Here is a 14,738-nt window from a genome sequence, read left to right on the forward strand (position 1 = left end):
GCATGTCTGCCTATTCCGCCACTCCTGCCGATTGGCTCCAGGGTGCTCGCCCGCACACCTGGGCCAATGCCTTTGCTCCCGTTATCGCTGGTACCGGTGCCGCGGCCCACGGCCTGCACTGGGGCCGGGCGTTGCTGGCGCTCATCGTGGCCTGGGCGCTTATCATCGGCGTGAATTACGCCAACGATTACTCCGATGGCATCCGCGGCACCGATGATGACCGCACCGGCCCCCAGCGGCTTACCGGGGGCGGACTGGCCAAGCCGCAGCACGTCAAGTTCGCTGCTTTCGCTTGCTTCGGCGTGGCGGCTATCGCGGGCATTTCGCTCTCCCTGGCTGCCAACGCGGCTTGGTTCATCCTCGTCGGCGCTGTGTGTATCGCCGGCGCCTGGTTTTACACCGGTGGCAAGAATCCCTACGGCTACCGCGGGTTCGGAGAAATCGCCGTTTTCGTGTTCTTCGGGCTCGTCGCGGTCCTAGGTACCGAGTACACACAGGCCGGCCGCATCACGTGGACAGGCCTTGCCTTAGCCGTGGGTATCGGCGGTATGAGTGCGGCGGTAAACCTGGCCAATAACATCCGGGACATCCCCTCCGATGAGGCCACCGGCAAGATCACCCTGGCTGTGCGCCTGGGTGATAAGAAGTCCCGCACGCTATTCATGACCCTGTTGCTGCTCCCGGTGTTGCTCACCGTGGGCTTGGCCTTCGATTCCTGGGCAGCGCTGGCCTCCCTGCTCTACTTCCCCCTCGCACTGGGCGCTATCCGCACCGTCAACCGCGGTGCGCGCGGACCCAAACTCATCCCGGTGCTCGGTATGACTGGCCGCGCGATGCTGGTATGGGCGGTTGTCAACGCAGTAGCGCTGGCTCTGGTTTAGCGGCCAGCCAGCTCCTCCTGGACCCACTTCTTGTGGGCCTTGCGCTGCGCGGAGTACTCCGCCAGGGATTGGGTTGCTTCCACGCGCCACGTGGAAAAGAGCAGCATGGACAGTGGCAGCGCCACGAACAACGCCAGCAGCGCGGAAACCAGCAGCGGAAAGGTCTGGAGCACCGCCATCGCCAGTAGCTGAATCACTACAGTCAACACGATAAACAGCACCACGCGGGCCGCACCATACTTCCACAAAGCGACGCGGGAGCGGCGCTTCAGCGCCGGGTCCGGCTGGGGCGGCTTGGGGTTCTGGGAGGCGTTGGTGGTGTTTTTTGTCTGGCTCATAATTCTCACTTTTGCTTCGCGGGCATTCCGTAGAATACAACGCATGGGTCGATTGATACTACTACTCTTGTTTGTCCTCGCGGCAGTCCTCGTCTGGAAGGCTTTTGGTCCGTCGAGTTGGAATAAGAAGGTGCAGCAGGCGCAGCAGCCGCAGCGCCCGGCAATCAAGGGCCCCGATGATGACGAGGAATTCTTGTGGAACCTGGAGAAGCAGCGCTTCAAGGAGCGCCGCGCCAAGGAGCGGGAGGCCCAGCGCAAAGAGGAAGAACGCCGGCGGCGCTCACAGGGGCAGCAGGAGCCCAAGGCCCCCGAGGACAAGGACATTGAAGGCAAAGACTCTAAGGGGAAAGAAGCCTAGTCCTTCGGTATAAAAGTCATCTCGAGGCCGAGGGCCTCGGCCACCGCAACGACCTTTTCCCAGCGCACGCCGGAGCCACCGTGCTCAATGGTATGCAGCGTGGAGCGCGAAATCCCGGCCTTCCCAGCCAGGTCCTGTTGCAGGATGCCCAGCTCGCGGCGACGCTGCGCAAAGCCCTCACCCAGGGCGATGAGCTGAGGGTTATCGCCCGCCGGTTTGCCGGGCTTGTGCCGTGGCTTATGAATATCCGTCATTTAGTTCAGTCCCGCGTAGGAGTGCAGGCCGGAGACAACCATGTTGATGAAGAACAGGTTGAACACCATGAGCAGCATCGCCGCGATGTTGATATATGGCGCGGCCTTGCGGAAGGCCGGCGTCGCACGGGCGTGCAGGTAGGCAGCGTAGAGAATCCAGGTGGCGAAGGACACGGTCTCCTTCGGATCCCAACCCCAGTAGCGGCCCCACGCGGACTCGGCCCAAATAGCACCCAGCACAATGCCCAGGCCCAAGGTCGGCAGCGCCACCACGCCCAGGCGGTAGGCCAGGCGGTCCAGCTTCTTAGCTGAAGGAAGCGGGCGGGCAAGCGCGCCGAAGAAACCGGACTCGCCTCGCTTCGGCTGGAACTCACGCAGCACGCTGAGCAAAGAAGCGATACCGGAGACCACGCCGATGGATGCGCCCAGCGAAACCACGGTGACGTGGATGGGCAGCCAGTGTGACTGGAGCGCCGGAACCACCGGAGCGGATTCCGCATAGAGCTTGGTGGAGCCGTAGAACATCAGCGCCAGGATTGGCGTGAGCAGCCACGGCCACAGGGTGCGCCACTCCTTGCGCTGCATGGCGACGGTCGCCACCACCATGGCGCCGGCGGTCACCATGAGCATGTACTCGTAGAGATTGCCAAACGGGAAACGGCCGGTAGCCAAACCACGCAGCACGATGGCCGCCAGGTGCAGGGCGATGCCCAGCCACAGCAGCATCTGCGTCATGCCGCCGAGCTTGTCGGCGTTCTCCTGCTTCTTCACCAAATCATCGTCTGCGGTGCTGGCCGTTGGGGGAACGTCGCCAAGCACGGCGCCATCTGCCGAAGCGCCCACGGTGGCGAGCTCACGCTGCTGCGGTGCAGCTGCGGTACGGGCGCGCATGGCCTCAATGATGCTCTGCATCCGGCCGTAGTACACCAGGGACAGCACCAAGGCGAGTGCATAAACGACGAACGCGGTTTGCACCGCGATGTCTGAGAAGTTGGACAGATTCTGATCAACCTGCATGAGTGGGAAACCTTGCCTTCACAATCGTGCCTACCCCGTGCGCCACGCACGAGGCTGCATGAACGGAGAGATTTATGGTGCCCATAAGGCTACCCCCTTTTCCCAGCTGTATCCAACTTTTGAAGGATACGGTCCGCGCCTTTAGTCGGCGGAGTAGAGTTCGTCCTCCTCCACGTCATCGGGATCCGGCAACTCCAAGAGCTCACGGTGTAGCTTGTGGAATTCCTCAGACCAGCCGGCGCGGTCGGTGCGGGCAAGGCCGCCCATCTCGATGTCGGTGCCGCCGTTGGCGCCCGGTCGAATGCGCACCCACACGCGGCGGCGCTTTATCACCAGCGAGCCAACCAGCGAGACCAGCATGACTAGCGCGGACACCAGAACCCAGCTTTGGAAGGGATCATAGGAAACCTGGTAGTTCGCAAACTCGGAGGCACCGTCGAAGGTGACCTTGGTGCCGTCGTCCAGCGTGACCGATTCACCCTGGGTCAGGTTGACGCGGTCGATCTTTTGCAGCTGGCCCGAGTGGACCAGGCTGGAATCGAGGGAGAAGAAGGACTGCGGCTTGCCCGTGTCCAGGCCGGCATCGCCGCGGTAGATATCGATAGCCACCGCCGGATCCAGCATCGCCGGGTAGGAAGATTGCAGCAGCTTACCGTTCTCACCGGACCACTCGGCGGTCGGCGCAAACAGGCCCTGGATAGCGATCTGGTTCTGGCGGCGCTCAAACAGGTCCGGGTACATGCCCGACGGCGGATCGAAACGCATCACGCCCGAGGAGAGGAAGAACGTGGTGTCATTGGGCTGGAACTGGATGGTCTGCGTGCGCTTTTCGCCGTTGGGCCACTCCACCGTCATCGTCGGCGCAAAACCATGGCCCTGCAGGTAGACGCGGTTGTTATCAATGCGCAGCGGGTGGTTGACCTGCAGCTTGTAATCCTCCCAGGTCTCCGGGTCCGTGAAGATATCATCGCCGGCGGCATAGGACACATCGGAGGTGAACATCTCCGCCTGGCCATTAGGCAGGTAGTCCGCGGTGAAGTCGTGGGCCTTAAAACAGAAGGGGTGGAGACCCGTGCCGTCGAAAAGCGGGCCTGCGCGGAAGGAGTCATAGACGGAGGTTGAGGTATTACAGAACTCCGTGGACTGCGGCTGCTCTTGGGTCTGACCCTGGGAGTTCTTCTCCGTCACCACGATGACCTGGCCCTCATAATGCACCAAGCGCCCGGCTGCCATGGTGAGCAGGATGGCCACGAGCGCGATGTGGAAGATGAGGTTGCACAGCTCACGGGCATAGCCGCGCTCCGCCGAGAAGGACTGGGCACCCGCGCGGTCCTTCTCCGGGGAAACCTCGCTTACGCGCCACTTCTTCAGCATGGTCTTGGTTGCCGCGGCGATCTCCTCCGGGGACTTTTCCGAATGCCCGGTGGCATTGAGCGGCATCTTTTCCAGATACTTCGGCGCGCGCGTCGGCGGTGTGCGGTAGGCCTTGTAGTGATCCCAGGAGCGCGGGATGATGCAGCCCACCAGAGAAATCATGAGCAGGACGTAGATGGCCTGGAACCAGACGGAGGAGAAGACGTCGAAAAGCTGCAGCTTGTCGTAGATTTCCGCAACCTTGCCGTTGGTCTCAATGAAGTCATTGACGTTGGATTCATTGAGCGAGCGCTGCGGCAGAAGCGAACCCGGAATGGCGGCGATGGCCAGCAGGAAGAGCAGCGCCAGCGCGGTGCGCATGCTGGTCAGCCAGTGCCAGGCCTTGCGGATATATCTCACGAAAAATCTCCTTTACAGCAGCGTCGCGCCATAGGACACGGTCCACTGGCGGATGGCGTTGATGAAATCTCCCCACAGCCCGGTCAGCAGCGCCAGGCCGACGAGGATCATGGCGATGCCCCCGGCAATCTGGATGGCGCGGGAGTGCGTGCGCATCCACGAAATGGTGCGCATGGCCTTAACAGAGCCCAGTGCCACGAGCAGGAAGGGCAGGCCCAGCCCCAGGCAGTAGCCGACGATGAGCAGCGTGCCGCGCACCGCAGTCATGCCCGCGGTGCCGGCGGAGACGGACAAGATGGCGGCCAGCGTGGGCCCCAGGCACGGCGTCCAGCCCAGGGCAAACACGCCGCCGAGCAGCGGCGCGCCCAGCCACGTGGTCCAGCGCCTCGGCGCCATGCGCGTGTCCTTCTGCAGCACCGGCACCACACCCATAAAGACCACGCCCATGAGGATGGTGATGATACCGCCGACGCGCATAAGGGTGTCCGCGTTGAGCCGCAGCGCCGAGATGGCGCCGAAGACCGAAACCGTGGCCAGCACGAAGATGACGGTAAAGCCCAGCACGAAGAGTGCTGCGGCGCCGACGACGGCCCACTGCCGACGCTTGCCCACGCCGACCCCGAGCTCCTCGTCGTGGGTGACCTCACCGCCGACCACGGAGGCCAGGTAGGAGATGTAGCCGGGCACCAGCGGCACCACGCAGGGTGAGGCGAAAGATACCAGCCCGGCGGCGGCTGCGGCGAGGATTCCTAGCAGCAGCGGGCCGGCCGCGGCGGCGTCGGCAAAGCTCTGCCCGATTCCGTCAGCGGCTAGGATCACTGTTCTTTCTCCAGCTCGTCCACGACGTCGAGGACGTCCTGCTCCGTGATCTCCGTGAGGAAGACCGCGGCCGGGCGGTGCTGCTTGTCCAACACGATGGTGGTGGGCACCACGGAGGTGGGCACGCCGCCGAGCGCTGCGGCCGTCTTAAACGGCGGGTCGTAGATGGACGGGTACTCCAGGCCGTTATCGGTGAGGAAGTCCCGGGAAATCTCCGGGTTGAAGTCCTTGACGTTAATACCCAGTACGGTGCCTACCTTGCGCTTTTGCAGCTCCGCGTGGATGGCCTGGAGGTCATCCGATTCGGAGCGGCACGGCGCGCACCACTGACCCCAGGAGTTGAGGACGACGATCTGGTCTTTGAAATCCGAAAGCTTGATCGTCGTGGACTCATCCCGCAGGTCCTCACCGGAGAAATCCTTGAGCGGCTTGCGGTCTTCCTCCGCATAGCGGATGGTGGTCTGCCCGCCGGGCGAGATGAACTCGAAGGTGCCGCCGGAAGCCACGGCGTTCTGCGCGTTTTCCTCGCTTTGCGAGCAGCCAGCCAAGGCAAACACAGCAAGGACACCGGCCGCGGCGGCGCGGATAGTTCTGCGTCCCATTAGATGTCCTGCGCCGGTTCGGAGTAGAAGATATCGATGATCTCGCGGTCACGGTAGACCAGCGAAGTCACCGAAGCCAGCGCGCACGTGCGGTCCCACGGCGCGTGGGCCAGGCGCTTGCCCAACACGGTGCGCTGCACCATGACGATGGGCAGCTGATGGGAAACCACGATGGCCTCGTGTCCCTCGGCCTTGGCGCGGGCGCGCTCGGCGGCGTCCATCATGCGCGCGGCGATCTCCTCGAAAGGCTCGCCCCACGAGGGCTCAAGCGGATTGACCATGAGCGGCCAGCGCTGCGGATTCCACAGCTGCGAATTCCAGCCCTTGGTGCGCAAGCCCTCGAAGCGGTTGCCGGACTCGATGACGCCCTTGTCGACGTCCACCTCCAAGCCCGTCACCTGCGCAATCGGCAGCGCGGTTTCCTGCGCGCGCTGCAGCGGCGAGGCCGCCAGGTAGGTCACGTCATGGCCTTCGAAGGCTTTCGCTGTGCGTGCGGCCATGGAATGCCCACGGGAGGACAAGTGATAGCCCGGGATGCGTCCGTAAAGGATCTTATCCGGGTTATAAACCTCGCCGTGGCGGACGAAGTGGACGATGGTGGTGGACATATACCTGTGTCTATCCCCTCAAATGGTTGGTTTACTGCGGGCGCTGCGCGCTGGCGGCGGCCTGGGCGGCAGGCTTGAGAGCTGCCTCGATTACCTCAAAATCATTGTCCGTGAGCGCATCAGACACAAACCAGGTCTCGAAGGCTGACGGCGGAACGTACACGCCGCCCTCCAGCAGTGCGTGGAAGAAGGGTGCGAAGCGCCAGGTATCGGCCGCCTGCATATCGGCGAAGTTGCGGCCCTGGCCCTCGGCGAAGCGGATGGAGAACATCGTCTCCGCGCGCTGGATGTGGTGTGCCACTCCGGCGGCATCAAGTGCCGCCGTTATCAGGCTGGTCAGGCAGTCCGCGTTGGCCTGCAGGCGCGGGTACAACTCTTCGTTGGCCAGCTCCAGAGAGGCCAGACCGGAGGCCATCGCCACCGGGTTACCGGACAGCGTGCCCGCCTGGTAGACAGGGCCGGCGGGGGCGAGGGAAGCCATGACGTCGGCGCGGCCGCCGAAGGCAGCTGCCGGCAGGCCACCGGAGACCACCTTGCCGAAGGTCACCAGGTCACCCGCTACCCCATCGACGCCGAACCAGCCCTTGTAGGAGGTGCGGAAACCGGTCATGACCTCGTCGAGGATGAGCAGGGCGCCGTCGGCATGCGCGATCTCCTTGAGTGCCGCGTTGAAGCCCTCCTCCGGGGCCACGGTGCCCATGTTGCCCGCCGCGGCTTCGGCGATGATGCAGGCGATCTCTCCCGGGTGCGCGGCGAAGGCCTCGCGGACGGCGTCGAGATCGTTGTACGGGACGACGATGGTGTCCGCGGCCGAGGCACCCGTGACGCCCGGGGAATCCGGCAGCGCGAAGGTGGCCACGCCGGAGCCAGCCGACGCCAACAGCGCATCCACGTGGCCGTGGTAGCAGCCCTCAAACTTCAGGACCTTGGCGCGGCCGGTGAAACCGCGGGCCAGCCGCACGGCGGACATGGTGGCCTCGGTACCGGAATTGACCAGGCGCACCTGCTCCACCGCGGTGCGCTTGACGATGTGCTCCGCCAGCAACGTCTCGCCCTCGGTGGGCGCGCCGAAGGAGAGGCCATCGGCAGCCGCCTTCTGGACTGCCTCCACGATGGCCGGGTGGGCGTTGCCGTGGATCATCGGGCCATAGGAACTAACCAGGTCGACGTACTCGTTGCCGTCGATGTCCCAGAGGCGCGAGCCCTCGCCACGGGCGATGACGCGGGCTTGGCCACCCACGGATCCGAAGGCGCGGACCGGGGAATTCACGCCACCCGGGGTGACCTTCGTGGCGCGCTCGAACCACTCGGCGGACTGGGACGTATTCTGCTGATTTCGCTGGCTGGAGTTAGGCATAGCCCACATTGTATCGGTTTTAGCCCTATACAAAAGTTTGAGTCCCCTTGTGTCCTTCCGTCCTCCCTCCACTGCCTCCTAAGCGGCAGCAATCGCTCGCGCTGCGCGCCCGCTACTGTGGCGCTATGCTGGCAGCACACTGTTGATTCTGCCTTTCCTTATTTAAGCGCTGGGGTGCGCTGTGGAGAGGCACTACTTAAGGGGGATTCCCATGGCATCGCGCCGTTTTCTTGTCATTCTTGCCTGCCTTCCACTGTCTGCCTGCGCTGCCACTCAGGCAGAAACCGCTCCGCGAACCGAACCCAGCCCTACCACCTCGGCCCAACCAACGTCCTGGCAGCCGAATGCCCTGCCCCAGCCGGTCAACCGCTTTGGCGACACCACCTCTATCTCGCCCGCCCCGGCCGAACCGGAATCTGAAACCGAGGCGCCCGCGCCCGCACCCACGACCGTCGAGGCCCCCGCGCCACGCATCGAAGTAGAAACCGTCACCCTCCCCGCCCCGGCGCCCGCACCCCGTCCGGCCCCACCGCAGCGGCCCAAGCCCAAGCTGGAACTGCCCGAGCCCCCGCGGGTGCCCACGTCCATCCCCATCCCGCCAGAAGTCCAAGCCGGCCTCGACCGCATACCGACACTTCCCCCGCTGCCGCGCGCGGAGGATATACGCATCGATGTGCCCTTCTAAAAGGCGGATACCAAGTACGTTTCGATCAAATAGTGGCAGAAAAACGCCCATTTTCGGACCCTTAGTTGATCGAAACGTCGCCAATCCTCATGGCCTCACACCATCTAAGGGTAGACCCTGATCTACCTCCTATATTCCCCCGCTGTACATGACAGGAAGCATAGCCGGGAGTTAAGCTGAACCCGATTTTCAATGACGGCGTTTACCTGACAGTAAGGGACTCATGAACAAGAAAGCTCTCGGCATCACCGCCGGCGCTATCGCTGCGGTTCTCCTCGCAGGCGGTGGTGGAATGTACGCACTAACCAGCGGCTCCTCCGACATTCAGCTCACCGCTAGCGATGTCACGACAACCGCCAAGGAAGACCTCATCAGTTCCGTCTCCGCCACCGGCACCGTCTCCGCCGAGCGCGAGATTTCTCTGACGAGCTCACTGACCGGACCCATCCAGTCCCTAGACGCGAAGGTGGGTGACCGCGTCGAGGCCCAACAGCTGCTCGGCCGCATGGACACCACCGAAACCGAGCGCGAGCTCGAAGCCCAGCGCACCTCCCAAGAGGCAGGCAAGCTCGAGGCCGTCCACCAGATCGAGGACGCCCAGCTTCAGCTGCGCCAGCTTCAGGATTCCCTCGACCAGGGCCTCAACCCGGAGGTCAATAGCGCCCAGTCCGCCGTGAATTCGGCGCAGACCGAGTACGCCGAGGCGCAGCGCAAGCTCGACGATGCCCTCGCTACCAAGGGCGACCGCCCCGAGGTTGCCGAAGCCCGCGCGGCCGTCGAGCAGGCGCGCTCCGGGGTGCGCGATGCCGAGTCCAAGTCCTTCCAGTCCGCGCTGGCCTCCATCGGCACCGCCACCGAGGACCCTTCCGGCATCAACACCGCCAGCGCTTTCTTAAGCTACCTGGACTCCGATGAAGCTGTGCAAGACTCCGAGCGCCAATTGAAGGAATCCGAGGAATCCTATGGCCGCCTCCTCCGTGGCATCGACCGCGAGCTCGGCGAACAGCAGCGCGCCACCGCCGCTTCCTACCAGGCCGTCTCCGATGCCGAGCGTGCACTGCAGGCCAGCAACCTGGCCATCGAACACCAAATCGCCTCCCAGTCCCAAGCGGTGAACCATGCGGTGGAGACGGCGGCGTCGGCAAGCGCCAGCAACGCCAAGGAGAATGGGCCTCTGGAGTACACGCTCTCCCAGGCCGACCTGCGCTCCCCTCTGGCTGGCGTTGTCACCTCCGTCAGTGGTGAAGCCGGCATGCCCGCCGAAGGCCCCATCCTCACCGTGGCGGATGATTCCTCACTGTTGGTGAAGTCCACGGTCAAGGAGGGTGACATCGCCCGCATCAAGGTCGGCGATGAAGTCACGTTCACCTCGCCGTCGAGCCCCGGCAAAGAGTACAAAGGCAAGGTCACCTTCATCTCCCCTACGGCCGAACAACCTGAGGTAGAAGCCGGTGCAGGTGGCGGCTCCGGCAAACCATCTGGTTCCACCAAGCCTGAGTTCCCCGTGCACATCCGCGTCGATGGCAACCGCGAGGGCCTGCGCCTTGGTTCCACCACCAAGGTGAAGATCATTACGGAGAAGGACAAGAACGCCATCACCGTGCCGCTCTCCGCCATCTATGAAGAAGACGGCAAGAAGAACGTCCTGGTCGTCGACAACGGCACTATCCAGGCGCGCGAGGTGAAGATCGCCAGCGAATCTGATTTCTCCGCCGCCATCGCCTCCGGCCTCAAGGAAGGCGAGACCGTCATCAGCCAGGCGGATACGCACAAGGACATGGTCGGCATGTCCGCCTCCGTCGATGGATCCGATGCTGCGGAAGAGAACGCATGAGCCGCCTCATTGAGATGCGGGGAATCGTCAAACGCTTCAACGAGGGCCTCGACAGCGAGCTGACTGTCATCCCCGGCCTCGACTTCAGCGTGGAGGAGGGCGAGTTCGTGGCCGTCGTGGGCCAGTCCGGCTCCGGCAAGTCCACGCTCATGAACATCATCGGCTTGCTCGACCGCCCCACCTCCGGCGAGTACCAGCTGGCTGGGGTGGATGCGCTGGCGCTTGGCGACGACAAACTGGCCTCCTTCCGCGGCCAAAAAATCGGTTTCATCTTCCAGAATTTCAACCTGATCGGCCGCATGTCCGCGCTGAAGAACGTGGAGATGCCCATGGTCTATGCGGGCGTTTCGGCTCACGAGCGCACCCAGCGCGCGCAAGAGCTTTTGGAGATGGTCGGTATGTCCGACCGCATGAACCACCTGCCCAATGAGCTCTCCGGTGGTCAGAAGCAGCGCGTGGCGGTGGCCCGCGCCTTGGCCAACCAGCCGGAGATTCTCCTAGCGGACGAGCCCACCGGCGCATTGGATTCGCAGACCGGCCGCATGGTCATGGACCTCTTCCACGAACTGCACCGCACGCATGGAAAGACCATTTTGTTTATTACCCACAACCCGGAATTGGCTGATGAGTGCAGCCGCACCGTCACGATGAAGGACGGGGTGTTGTCATGAATTTTGCTGAATCCACCAAGATGGCGCTGACCAGCCTGCGCACCAACAAGATGCGCTCGGCGTTGACTCTGTTGGGCGTCATCATCGGCATCGCCGCGGTCATCGCCATCGTCACGCTCGGCCACTCCTTGCAGTCTTCCGTGCAAAAGGATTTGGATAAGGTGGGTGCTAATAACTTCACCGTTCAGGTCAAGGAGCGCCCTGAGGAGGGCGAAGAGGAAGAAGCCGATGATCCCTTCATGGGCGGCGGCTTCGTCGAAGACGAGTCCTCCATGCTCACCCCGGACATGTTGGACCGCGCCAAGGAGGTCTTGGGAGATCAGATCGCCGGCATCAATATCGGCGAGTACAGCTCTTATTCCGGCGCCCTCGTGGTCGAGGGCGAATCCGGGGAGGAGACTGCCAACCTCCTGGTCCGCCCGACCAACCCGGACTATGTCTCCGGCTCCTCCTATTCCATCGTGGCCGGACGCTTCCTCAGCGAGGATGATATCGATTCCAGCCGGGCAGTGACCATGCTGGATAAGGAAACCGCCACCAAGCTTTTCGGCGCTCCTGAAGACGCCATTGGCCAATACGTGAGCTTTGAAAGCCAGGAGGCCTCTCCCCTTGAGCTCGCCGTTGTCGGCGTTTTTGAGGAACCGCAAACCGGGCCTTTGGTGGGCGGTGGCCCCAGCCAAACCGCCTTCGTTCCCTACCCGCTCGAGGCCGAGTTCTCCGATTCCCCGGGTGCTGGCACCGCCTTCAGCGAGGTCACCGTTCGCGGCAACCCGGACTTGGATAAGGCCGCGGTAGCCAGCAACCTGCAGCGCGTCTTCGATAGCTACTACAAAGACAACCCCGACTACATGGTCAAGGTATCTGACTTCAGCGATGACCTCGCGTCCTTGAACCAGATCTTCACCACGATGAGCCTGGTGCTCGCGGCCATCGGCGGCATCTCACTGCTTGTCGGCGGCATCGGCGTGATGAACATTATGCTCATCACCGTTACCGAGCGCACCCGCGAGATTGGCATCCGCAAGGCGCTTGGCGCACGCCGCCGCGATATCCGCATCCAGTTCATCACGGAGGCCATCGTGGTCTGCCTCATCGGTGGACTCATCGGCATCGCCATCGGCACCGCAGCCGGCATGGCGGGTGCGGCCGCCATCGGCTCACTCGTAGCGCCGCCGCTGTGGGCGGTCATCCTCTCGCTGCTCTTCTCGCTGGCTATTGGCCTCTTCTTCGGCTACTACCCTGCCGGAAAGGCCGCGAAGCTGGACCCGATTGAGGCGCTGCGCTACGAATAGCAAAGCGTTCAGCCGAACCGGAACAAAAAGATAGCCCCAGCGATGCTGGGGCCAGAGCCTATTTGCCTTGCGGCTTGATATCCAGAAGCCTACTACGCAAGTACATAGGCATCCACTCACCGAACTATCGATTCTCCTTCGTCGTTTCAAACGACGACGCCTCCTAATGCACCACCTTCAGGCCCACGATCCCACCAATGATCATGGCCAGGAACAGCACCTTCCACACGGTTGCCGCCTCGTGCCCGGCGACGAAGGAGTAAATGACGGTGACCACCGCGCCCACACCGGCCCACACCGCGTAGGCCGTGCCCACGGGGATAGACTTCATGGCCCAGCCCAACCCGCCCATCGAAATGGCGCAGGCCACGAAAAAGATCACCGAGGGCCACAGGCGGCTAAAGCCCTCCGACTTATCCAGCGCCGCTGCCCACACAGCCTCAAAGGCGCCGGAGAAAATCAACACAAACCACGACATGGCCAGCCCTTTCTGGCCGTCTTGTCGCGTCACCGGGTACGGCTCCCTCGTCCGGGGCTCGCATAAATCGCGGCGAGCCTGCCCACAATAATGGCACACTGGGCGGCATGAAGATTGCATTCCTAGGTACTGGCCGCATGGGCACTGAGCTCGCCCGACACCTCCTCAAGAACCATGAGCTCACCGTTTGGAACCGCACCGCCGAGCGCGCGCAGCCGCTGGTCGAGTCCGGCGCTACCCTCGCCGATTCGCCCACCGCCGCCGTAGAGGGCGCAGAGGTCATCATTACCTCGCTCTTTGGCCCCGATGACATCCGTGAGCGAGTCATTGACGCCAACCTCATCCCGGAGGGCGTGACCTGGATCGATACCACGACCGTCTCCCCCGATGCCGCCCGCGAATTCGCTGCCGCGGTCGACTCTTATGTCCACGCGCCCGTCGTCGGCTCGCTAGGCCCAGCACGCGAAGGCAAGCTCGGCGTTTACGTGGGCACGCCTGACGACGACCGCCGCGAGCTCGCCATGACCATCGCCGAGTCCTGGGCCGATGAGAACAAGCTCATCGGCGTGGAGTCCGCCGCCACCGCGGCGATTGGCAAGCTCCTGGCCAACCTAGCACTTGCCGTTACCGCGGAGGGCGTGCTGGAAGCACTCCACCTCGGCGAGTCCGAGGGCCTCGATTCCGAGGTCATCCTCGAGATGCTCGACATCACCGGCCTGGCCTTCATGAAGAACATGAAGGGCCCGTTCATCACCGGCGAGCGCAACACCACTCCGGGTGACTTCACCGTGGATGCCCTGTGCAAGGACGCCAAGCTCATGGAGATGACCGCCAACAAGCCGCTGCCTGCAGTGGCCGCCGCCATCGAGCGCTTTGAGGAACAGCAGGCCATGGGCCACGGCGACCAGGACTTCTCCTCCATCTTCGTCTTCCGCAACAAGGGCTAGCCTCGAGAGCTAGGCACTGCGCTTTCCGACGAGCCCGCGCAGCACCTCCTCCAGCTGCGCGTTATCCCCCGTGTCCTGGCTGTGAAAGCGCGCGGCAATAAACTCCGCGCGCACGCGGCTATCACTCGCTAGCCGCTCCACATTAAGTCGGTATCCTGCCGCCGTAGCCAGCGCGTCAAAGAACACCGTCTGTGTGCGGGTATTGCCTTCTCTAAAACTGTGCACCACATTGAGCTCGCCCCACAGCTCCGCCAGCTTGGCCACAAACTCATCAATCTCTAGGCCACGCAGAAAGCCATCCTTTGCCAGCCCCGCGAACAGCTTCTCTGCTGCCTTCGTCATTTCCGGCCCCGCCGGATAGTAGGCATGCCCAGCCTTAATCATGAACTGACCTGTAGGGGCATTCCGCTCTTCACCCGCCCAGTCATACACATCCTGAAACAGATGTCGATGTATAGCCTTGAAGTGCGCGTAGTCAAAAGCACCTTCCACAGGTGCCGAGTCCAACTCGGTTATCCGAAGAAATACAAGCTTTTCTTCCAAGATCCGTAGTTCTTCTGCGTCATCTAACCCCAAGCGATTCTTCAGAACCTTGGTCCCTGGAATGAAATAGCTCTCCCAGCCCCCGCTCATGTTTCTCCACGCGCTCTACTTCAGCGAAGCTCGCCGAACACGAGCGATTGCTTCATCGGCAGATAATGTCCCTGCAGCCACCTCGCGGCCCAGCTGGCGCACGTACTCATCAGTCACATCGTGGCCTGCTAGACGCAACGCAGCATCACTCAACACTAACGGATCACGGTCGCTACTACTGCTTTCAATTT

The 14,738-nt window shown here is 63.0% G+C and carries 17 protein-coding genes and 1 riboswitch; of the genes, 7 read left to right on the top strand and 10 right to left on the bottom strand.

What is annotated here, in order from left to right:
* Positions 1-2: 2 nt before the first annotated feature.
* On the top strand, positions 3-881 hold the full coding sequence (locus tag HMPREF2822_RS03540) for a 1,4-dihydroxy-2-naphthoate polyprenyltransferase (RefSeq protein ID WP_070521019.1): 879 nt from the start codon (positions 3-5) through the stop codon (positions 879-881).
* On the opposite strand, the gene HMPREF2822_RS03545 is transcribed toward HMPREF2822_RS03540, so the two are convergent.
* Positions 878-1,219: a DUF4229 domain-containing protein gene (locus HMPREF2822_RS03545; protein WP_070521022.1), complete on the bottom strand. Its 342-nt coding sequence runs from the start codon at positions 1,217-1,219 to the stop codon at positions 878-880. The genes HMPREF2822_RS03540 and HMPREF2822_RS03545 overlap by 4 nt on opposite strands.
* Positions 1,220-1,262: 43 nt before the next feature.
* Here HMPREF2822_RS03545 and HMPREF2822_RS03550 point away from each other — a divergent pair, with 43 nt between their 5' ends.
* Complete coding sequence (locus HMPREF2822_RS03550) at positions 1,263-1,577, top strand: hypothetical protein (RefSeq protein WP_070521026.1); 315 nt, start codon at positions 1,263-1,265, stop codon at positions 1,575-1,577.
* On the opposite strand, the gene HMPREF2822_RS03555 is transcribed toward HMPREF2822_RS03550, so the two are convergent.
* The 7 genes from HMPREF2822_RS03555 to hemL form a co-directional block, all read right to left on the bottom strand.
* Positions 1,574-1,831 (bottom strand): helix-turn-helix domain-containing protein, encoded by a 258-nt coding sequence (locus HMPREF2822_RS03555; RefSeq protein WP_070521030.1) that lies wholly within the window; start codon positions 1,829-1,831, stop codon positions 1,574-1,576. The genes HMPREF2822_RS03550 and HMPREF2822_RS03555 overlap by 4 nt on opposite strands.
* Entirely contained in the window at positions 1,832-2,848 is a 1,017-nt protein-coding gene (gene ccsB, locus HMPREF2822_RS03560; protein ID WP_070521033.1) for a c-type cytochrome biogenesis protein CcsB, read from the bottom strand.
* Positions 2,849-2,989: 141 nt separating this feature from the next.
* On the bottom strand, positions 2,990-4,621 hold the full coding sequence (locus HMPREF2822_RS03565) for a cytochrome c biogenesis protein ResB (RefSeq protein ID WP_070521036.1): 1,632 nt from the start codon (positions 4,619-4,621) through the stop codon (positions 2,990-2,992).
* Positions 4,622-4,633: 12 nt separating this feature from the next.
* Positions 4,634-5,440 (bottom strand): cytochrome c biogenesis CcdA family protein, encoded by an 807-nt coding sequence (locus HMPREF2822_RS03570; RefSeq protein WP_070521038.1) that lies wholly within the window; start codon positions 5,438-5,440, stop codon positions 4,634-4,636.
* A complete protein-coding gene (locus HMPREF2822_RS03575; RefSeq protein WP_070521042.1) occupies positions 5,437-6,042 on the bottom strand; it encodes a TlpA disulfide reductase family protein in 606 nt (201 codons plus the stop codon). The genes HMPREF2822_RS03570 and HMPREF2822_RS03575 overlap by 4 nt, the downstream gene beginning before the upstream one ends.
* Entirely contained in the window at positions 6,042-6,650 is a 609-nt protein-coding gene (locus HMPREF2822_RS03580; protein WP_070521045.1) for a histidine phosphatase family protein, read from the bottom strand. Before HMPREF2822_RS03580 ends, HMPREF2822_RS03575 begins: the two co-directional genes overlap by 1 nt.
* A 31-nt stretch (positions 6,651-6,681) precedes the next feature.
* Complete coding sequence (gene hemL / locus HMPREF2822_RS03585) at positions 6,682-8,016, bottom strand: glutamate-1-semialdehyde 2,1-aminomutase (RefSeq protein WP_070521048.1); 1,335 nt, start codon at positions 8,014-8,016, stop codon at positions 6,682-6,684.
* Positions 8,017-8,218: 202 nt separating this feature from the next.
* Here hemL and HMPREF2822_RS03590 point away from each other — a divergent pair, with 202 nt between their 5' ends.
* From HMPREF2822_RS03590 to HMPREF2822_RS03605, 4 genes are all read left to right on the top strand, one after another.
* Positions 8,219-8,692, top strand: a complete 474-nt coding sequence (locus tag HMPREF2822_RS03590; protein WP_070521052.1) for a hypothetical protein — start codon at positions 8,219-8,221, stop codon at positions 8,690-8,692.
* A gap of 223 nt (positions 8,693-8,915) precedes the next feature.
* On the top strand, positions 8,916-10,526 hold the full coding sequence (locus HMPREF2822_RS03595) for a permuted SH3 domain-containing protein (RefSeq protein WP_070521055.1): 1,611 nt from the start codon (positions 8,916-8,918) through the stop codon (positions 10,524-10,526).
* A complete protein-coding gene (locus HMPREF2822_RS03600) occupies positions 10,523-11,197 on the top strand; it encodes an ABC transporter ATP-binding protein (protein WP_070521058.1) in 675 nt (224 codons plus the stop codon). Before HMPREF2822_RS03595 ends, HMPREF2822_RS03600 begins: the two co-directional genes overlap by 4 nt.
* Complete coding sequence (locus HMPREF2822_RS03605; RefSeq protein WP_070521059.1) at positions 11,194-12,489, top strand: ABC transporter permease; 1,296 nt, start codon at positions 11,194-11,196, stop codon at positions 12,487-12,489. The genes HMPREF2822_RS03600 and HMPREF2822_RS03605 overlap by 4 nt, the downstream gene beginning before the upstream one ends.
* 163 nt (positions 12,490-12,652) lie before the next feature.
* On the opposite strand, the gene HMPREF2822_RS03610 is transcribed toward HMPREF2822_RS03605, so the two are convergent.
* Positions 12,653-12,967 (bottom strand): DMT family transporter, encoded by a 315-nt coding sequence (locus HMPREF2822_RS03610; RefSeq protein WP_070521062.1) that lies wholly within the window; start codon positions 12,965-12,967, stop codon positions 12,653-12,655.
* 11 nt (positions 12,968-12,978) lie between these two features.
* A riboswitch (guanidine-III (ykkC-III) riboswitch) is annotated at positions 12,979-13,049 on the bottom strand.
* 25 nt (positions 13,050-13,074) lie between these two features.
* Between HMPREF2822_RS03610 and HMPREF2822_RS03615 the strand changes: the two genes are divergently transcribed.
* On the top strand, positions 13,075-13,914 hold the full coding sequence (locus HMPREF2822_RS03615) for an NAD(P)-dependent oxidoreductase (RefSeq protein WP_070521065.1): 840 nt from the start codon (positions 13,075-13,077) through the stop codon (positions 13,912-13,914).
* Between the two features lie 9 nt (positions 13,915-13,923).
* Here HMPREF2822_RS03615 and HMPREF2822_RS03620 read toward each other — a convergent pair whose 3' ends face one another.
* The gene (locus HMPREF2822_RS03620) at positions 13,924-14,547 is read right to left on the bottom strand and encodes a Fic/DOC family protein (protein WP_070521068.1); all 624 of its coding nucleotides are present in this window, start codon (positions 14,545-14,547) and stop codon (positions 13,924-13,926) included.
* Positions 14,548-14,738 lie beyond the last annotated feature (191 nt).

Source organism: Corynebacterium sp. HMSC062E11 (assembly GCF_001811845.1).
In the GTDB taxonomy this organism is placed as follows: Bacteria; Actinomycetota; Actinomycetes; order Mycobacteriales; family Mycobacteriaceae; genus Corynebacterium; species Corynebacterium hesseae.

Coding starts and splice junctions, on each gene's coding strand:
- HMPREF2822_RS03540 (WP_070521019.1), top strand. CDS start 3: ATGTCTGCCTATTCCGCCACTCCTGCCGATTGGCTCCAGGGTGCTCGC.
- HMPREF2822_RS03545 (WP_070521022.1), bottom strand. CDS start 1,219: ATGAGCCAGACAAAAAACACCACCAACGCCTCCCAGAACCCCAAGCCG.
- HMPREF2822_RS03550 (WP_070521026.1), top strand. CDS start 1,263: ATGGGTCGATTGATACTACTACTCTTGTTTGTCCTCGCGGCAGTCCTC.
- HMPREF2822_RS03555 (WP_070521030.1), bottom strand. CDS start 1,831: ATGACGGATATTCATAAGCCACGGCACAAGCCCGGCAAACCGGCGGGC.
- ccsB (WP_070521033.1), bottom strand. CDS start 2,848: ATGCAGGTTGATCAGAATCTGTCCAACTTCTCAGACATCGCGGTGCAA.
- HMPREF2822_RS03575 (WP_070521042.1), bottom strand. CDS start 6,042: ATGGGACGCAGAACTATCCGCGCCGCCGCGGCCGGTGTCCTTGCTGTG.
- HMPREF2822_RS03580 (WP_070521045.1), bottom strand. CDS start 6,650: ATGTCCACCACCATCGTCCACTTCGTCCGCCACGGCGAGGTTTATAAC.
- hemL (WP_070521048.1), bottom strand. CDS start 8,016: ATGTGGGCTATGCCTAACTCCAGCCAGCGAAATCAGCAGAATACGTCC.
- HMPREF2822_RS03590 (WP_070521052.1), top strand. CDS start 8,219: ATGGCATCGCGCCGTTTTCTTGTCATTCTTGCCTGCCTTCCACTGTCT.
- HMPREF2822_RS03595 (WP_070521055.1), top strand. CDS start 8,916: ATGAACAAGAAAGCTCTCGGCATCACCGCCGGCGCTATCGCTGCGGTT.
- HMPREF2822_RS03600 (WP_070521058.1), top strand. CDS start 10,523: ATGAGCCGCCTCATTGAGATGCGGGGAATCGTCAAACGCTTCAACGAG.
- HMPREF2822_RS03605 (WP_070521059.1), top strand. CDS start 11,194: ATGAATTTTGCTGAATCCACCAAGATGGCGCTGACCAGCCTGCGCACC.
- HMPREF2822_RS03610 (WP_070521062.1), bottom strand. CDS start 12,967: ATGTCGTGGTTTGTGTTGATTTTCTCCGGCGCCTTTGAGGCTGTGTGG.
- HMPREF2822_RS03615 (WP_070521065.1), top strand. CDS start 13,075: ATGAAGATTGCATTCCTAGGTACTGGCCGCATGGGCACTGAGCTCGCC.
- HMPREF2822_RS03620 (WP_070521068.1), bottom strand. CDS start 14,547: ATGAGCGGGGGCTGGGAGAGCTATTTCATTCCAGGGACCAAGGTTCTG.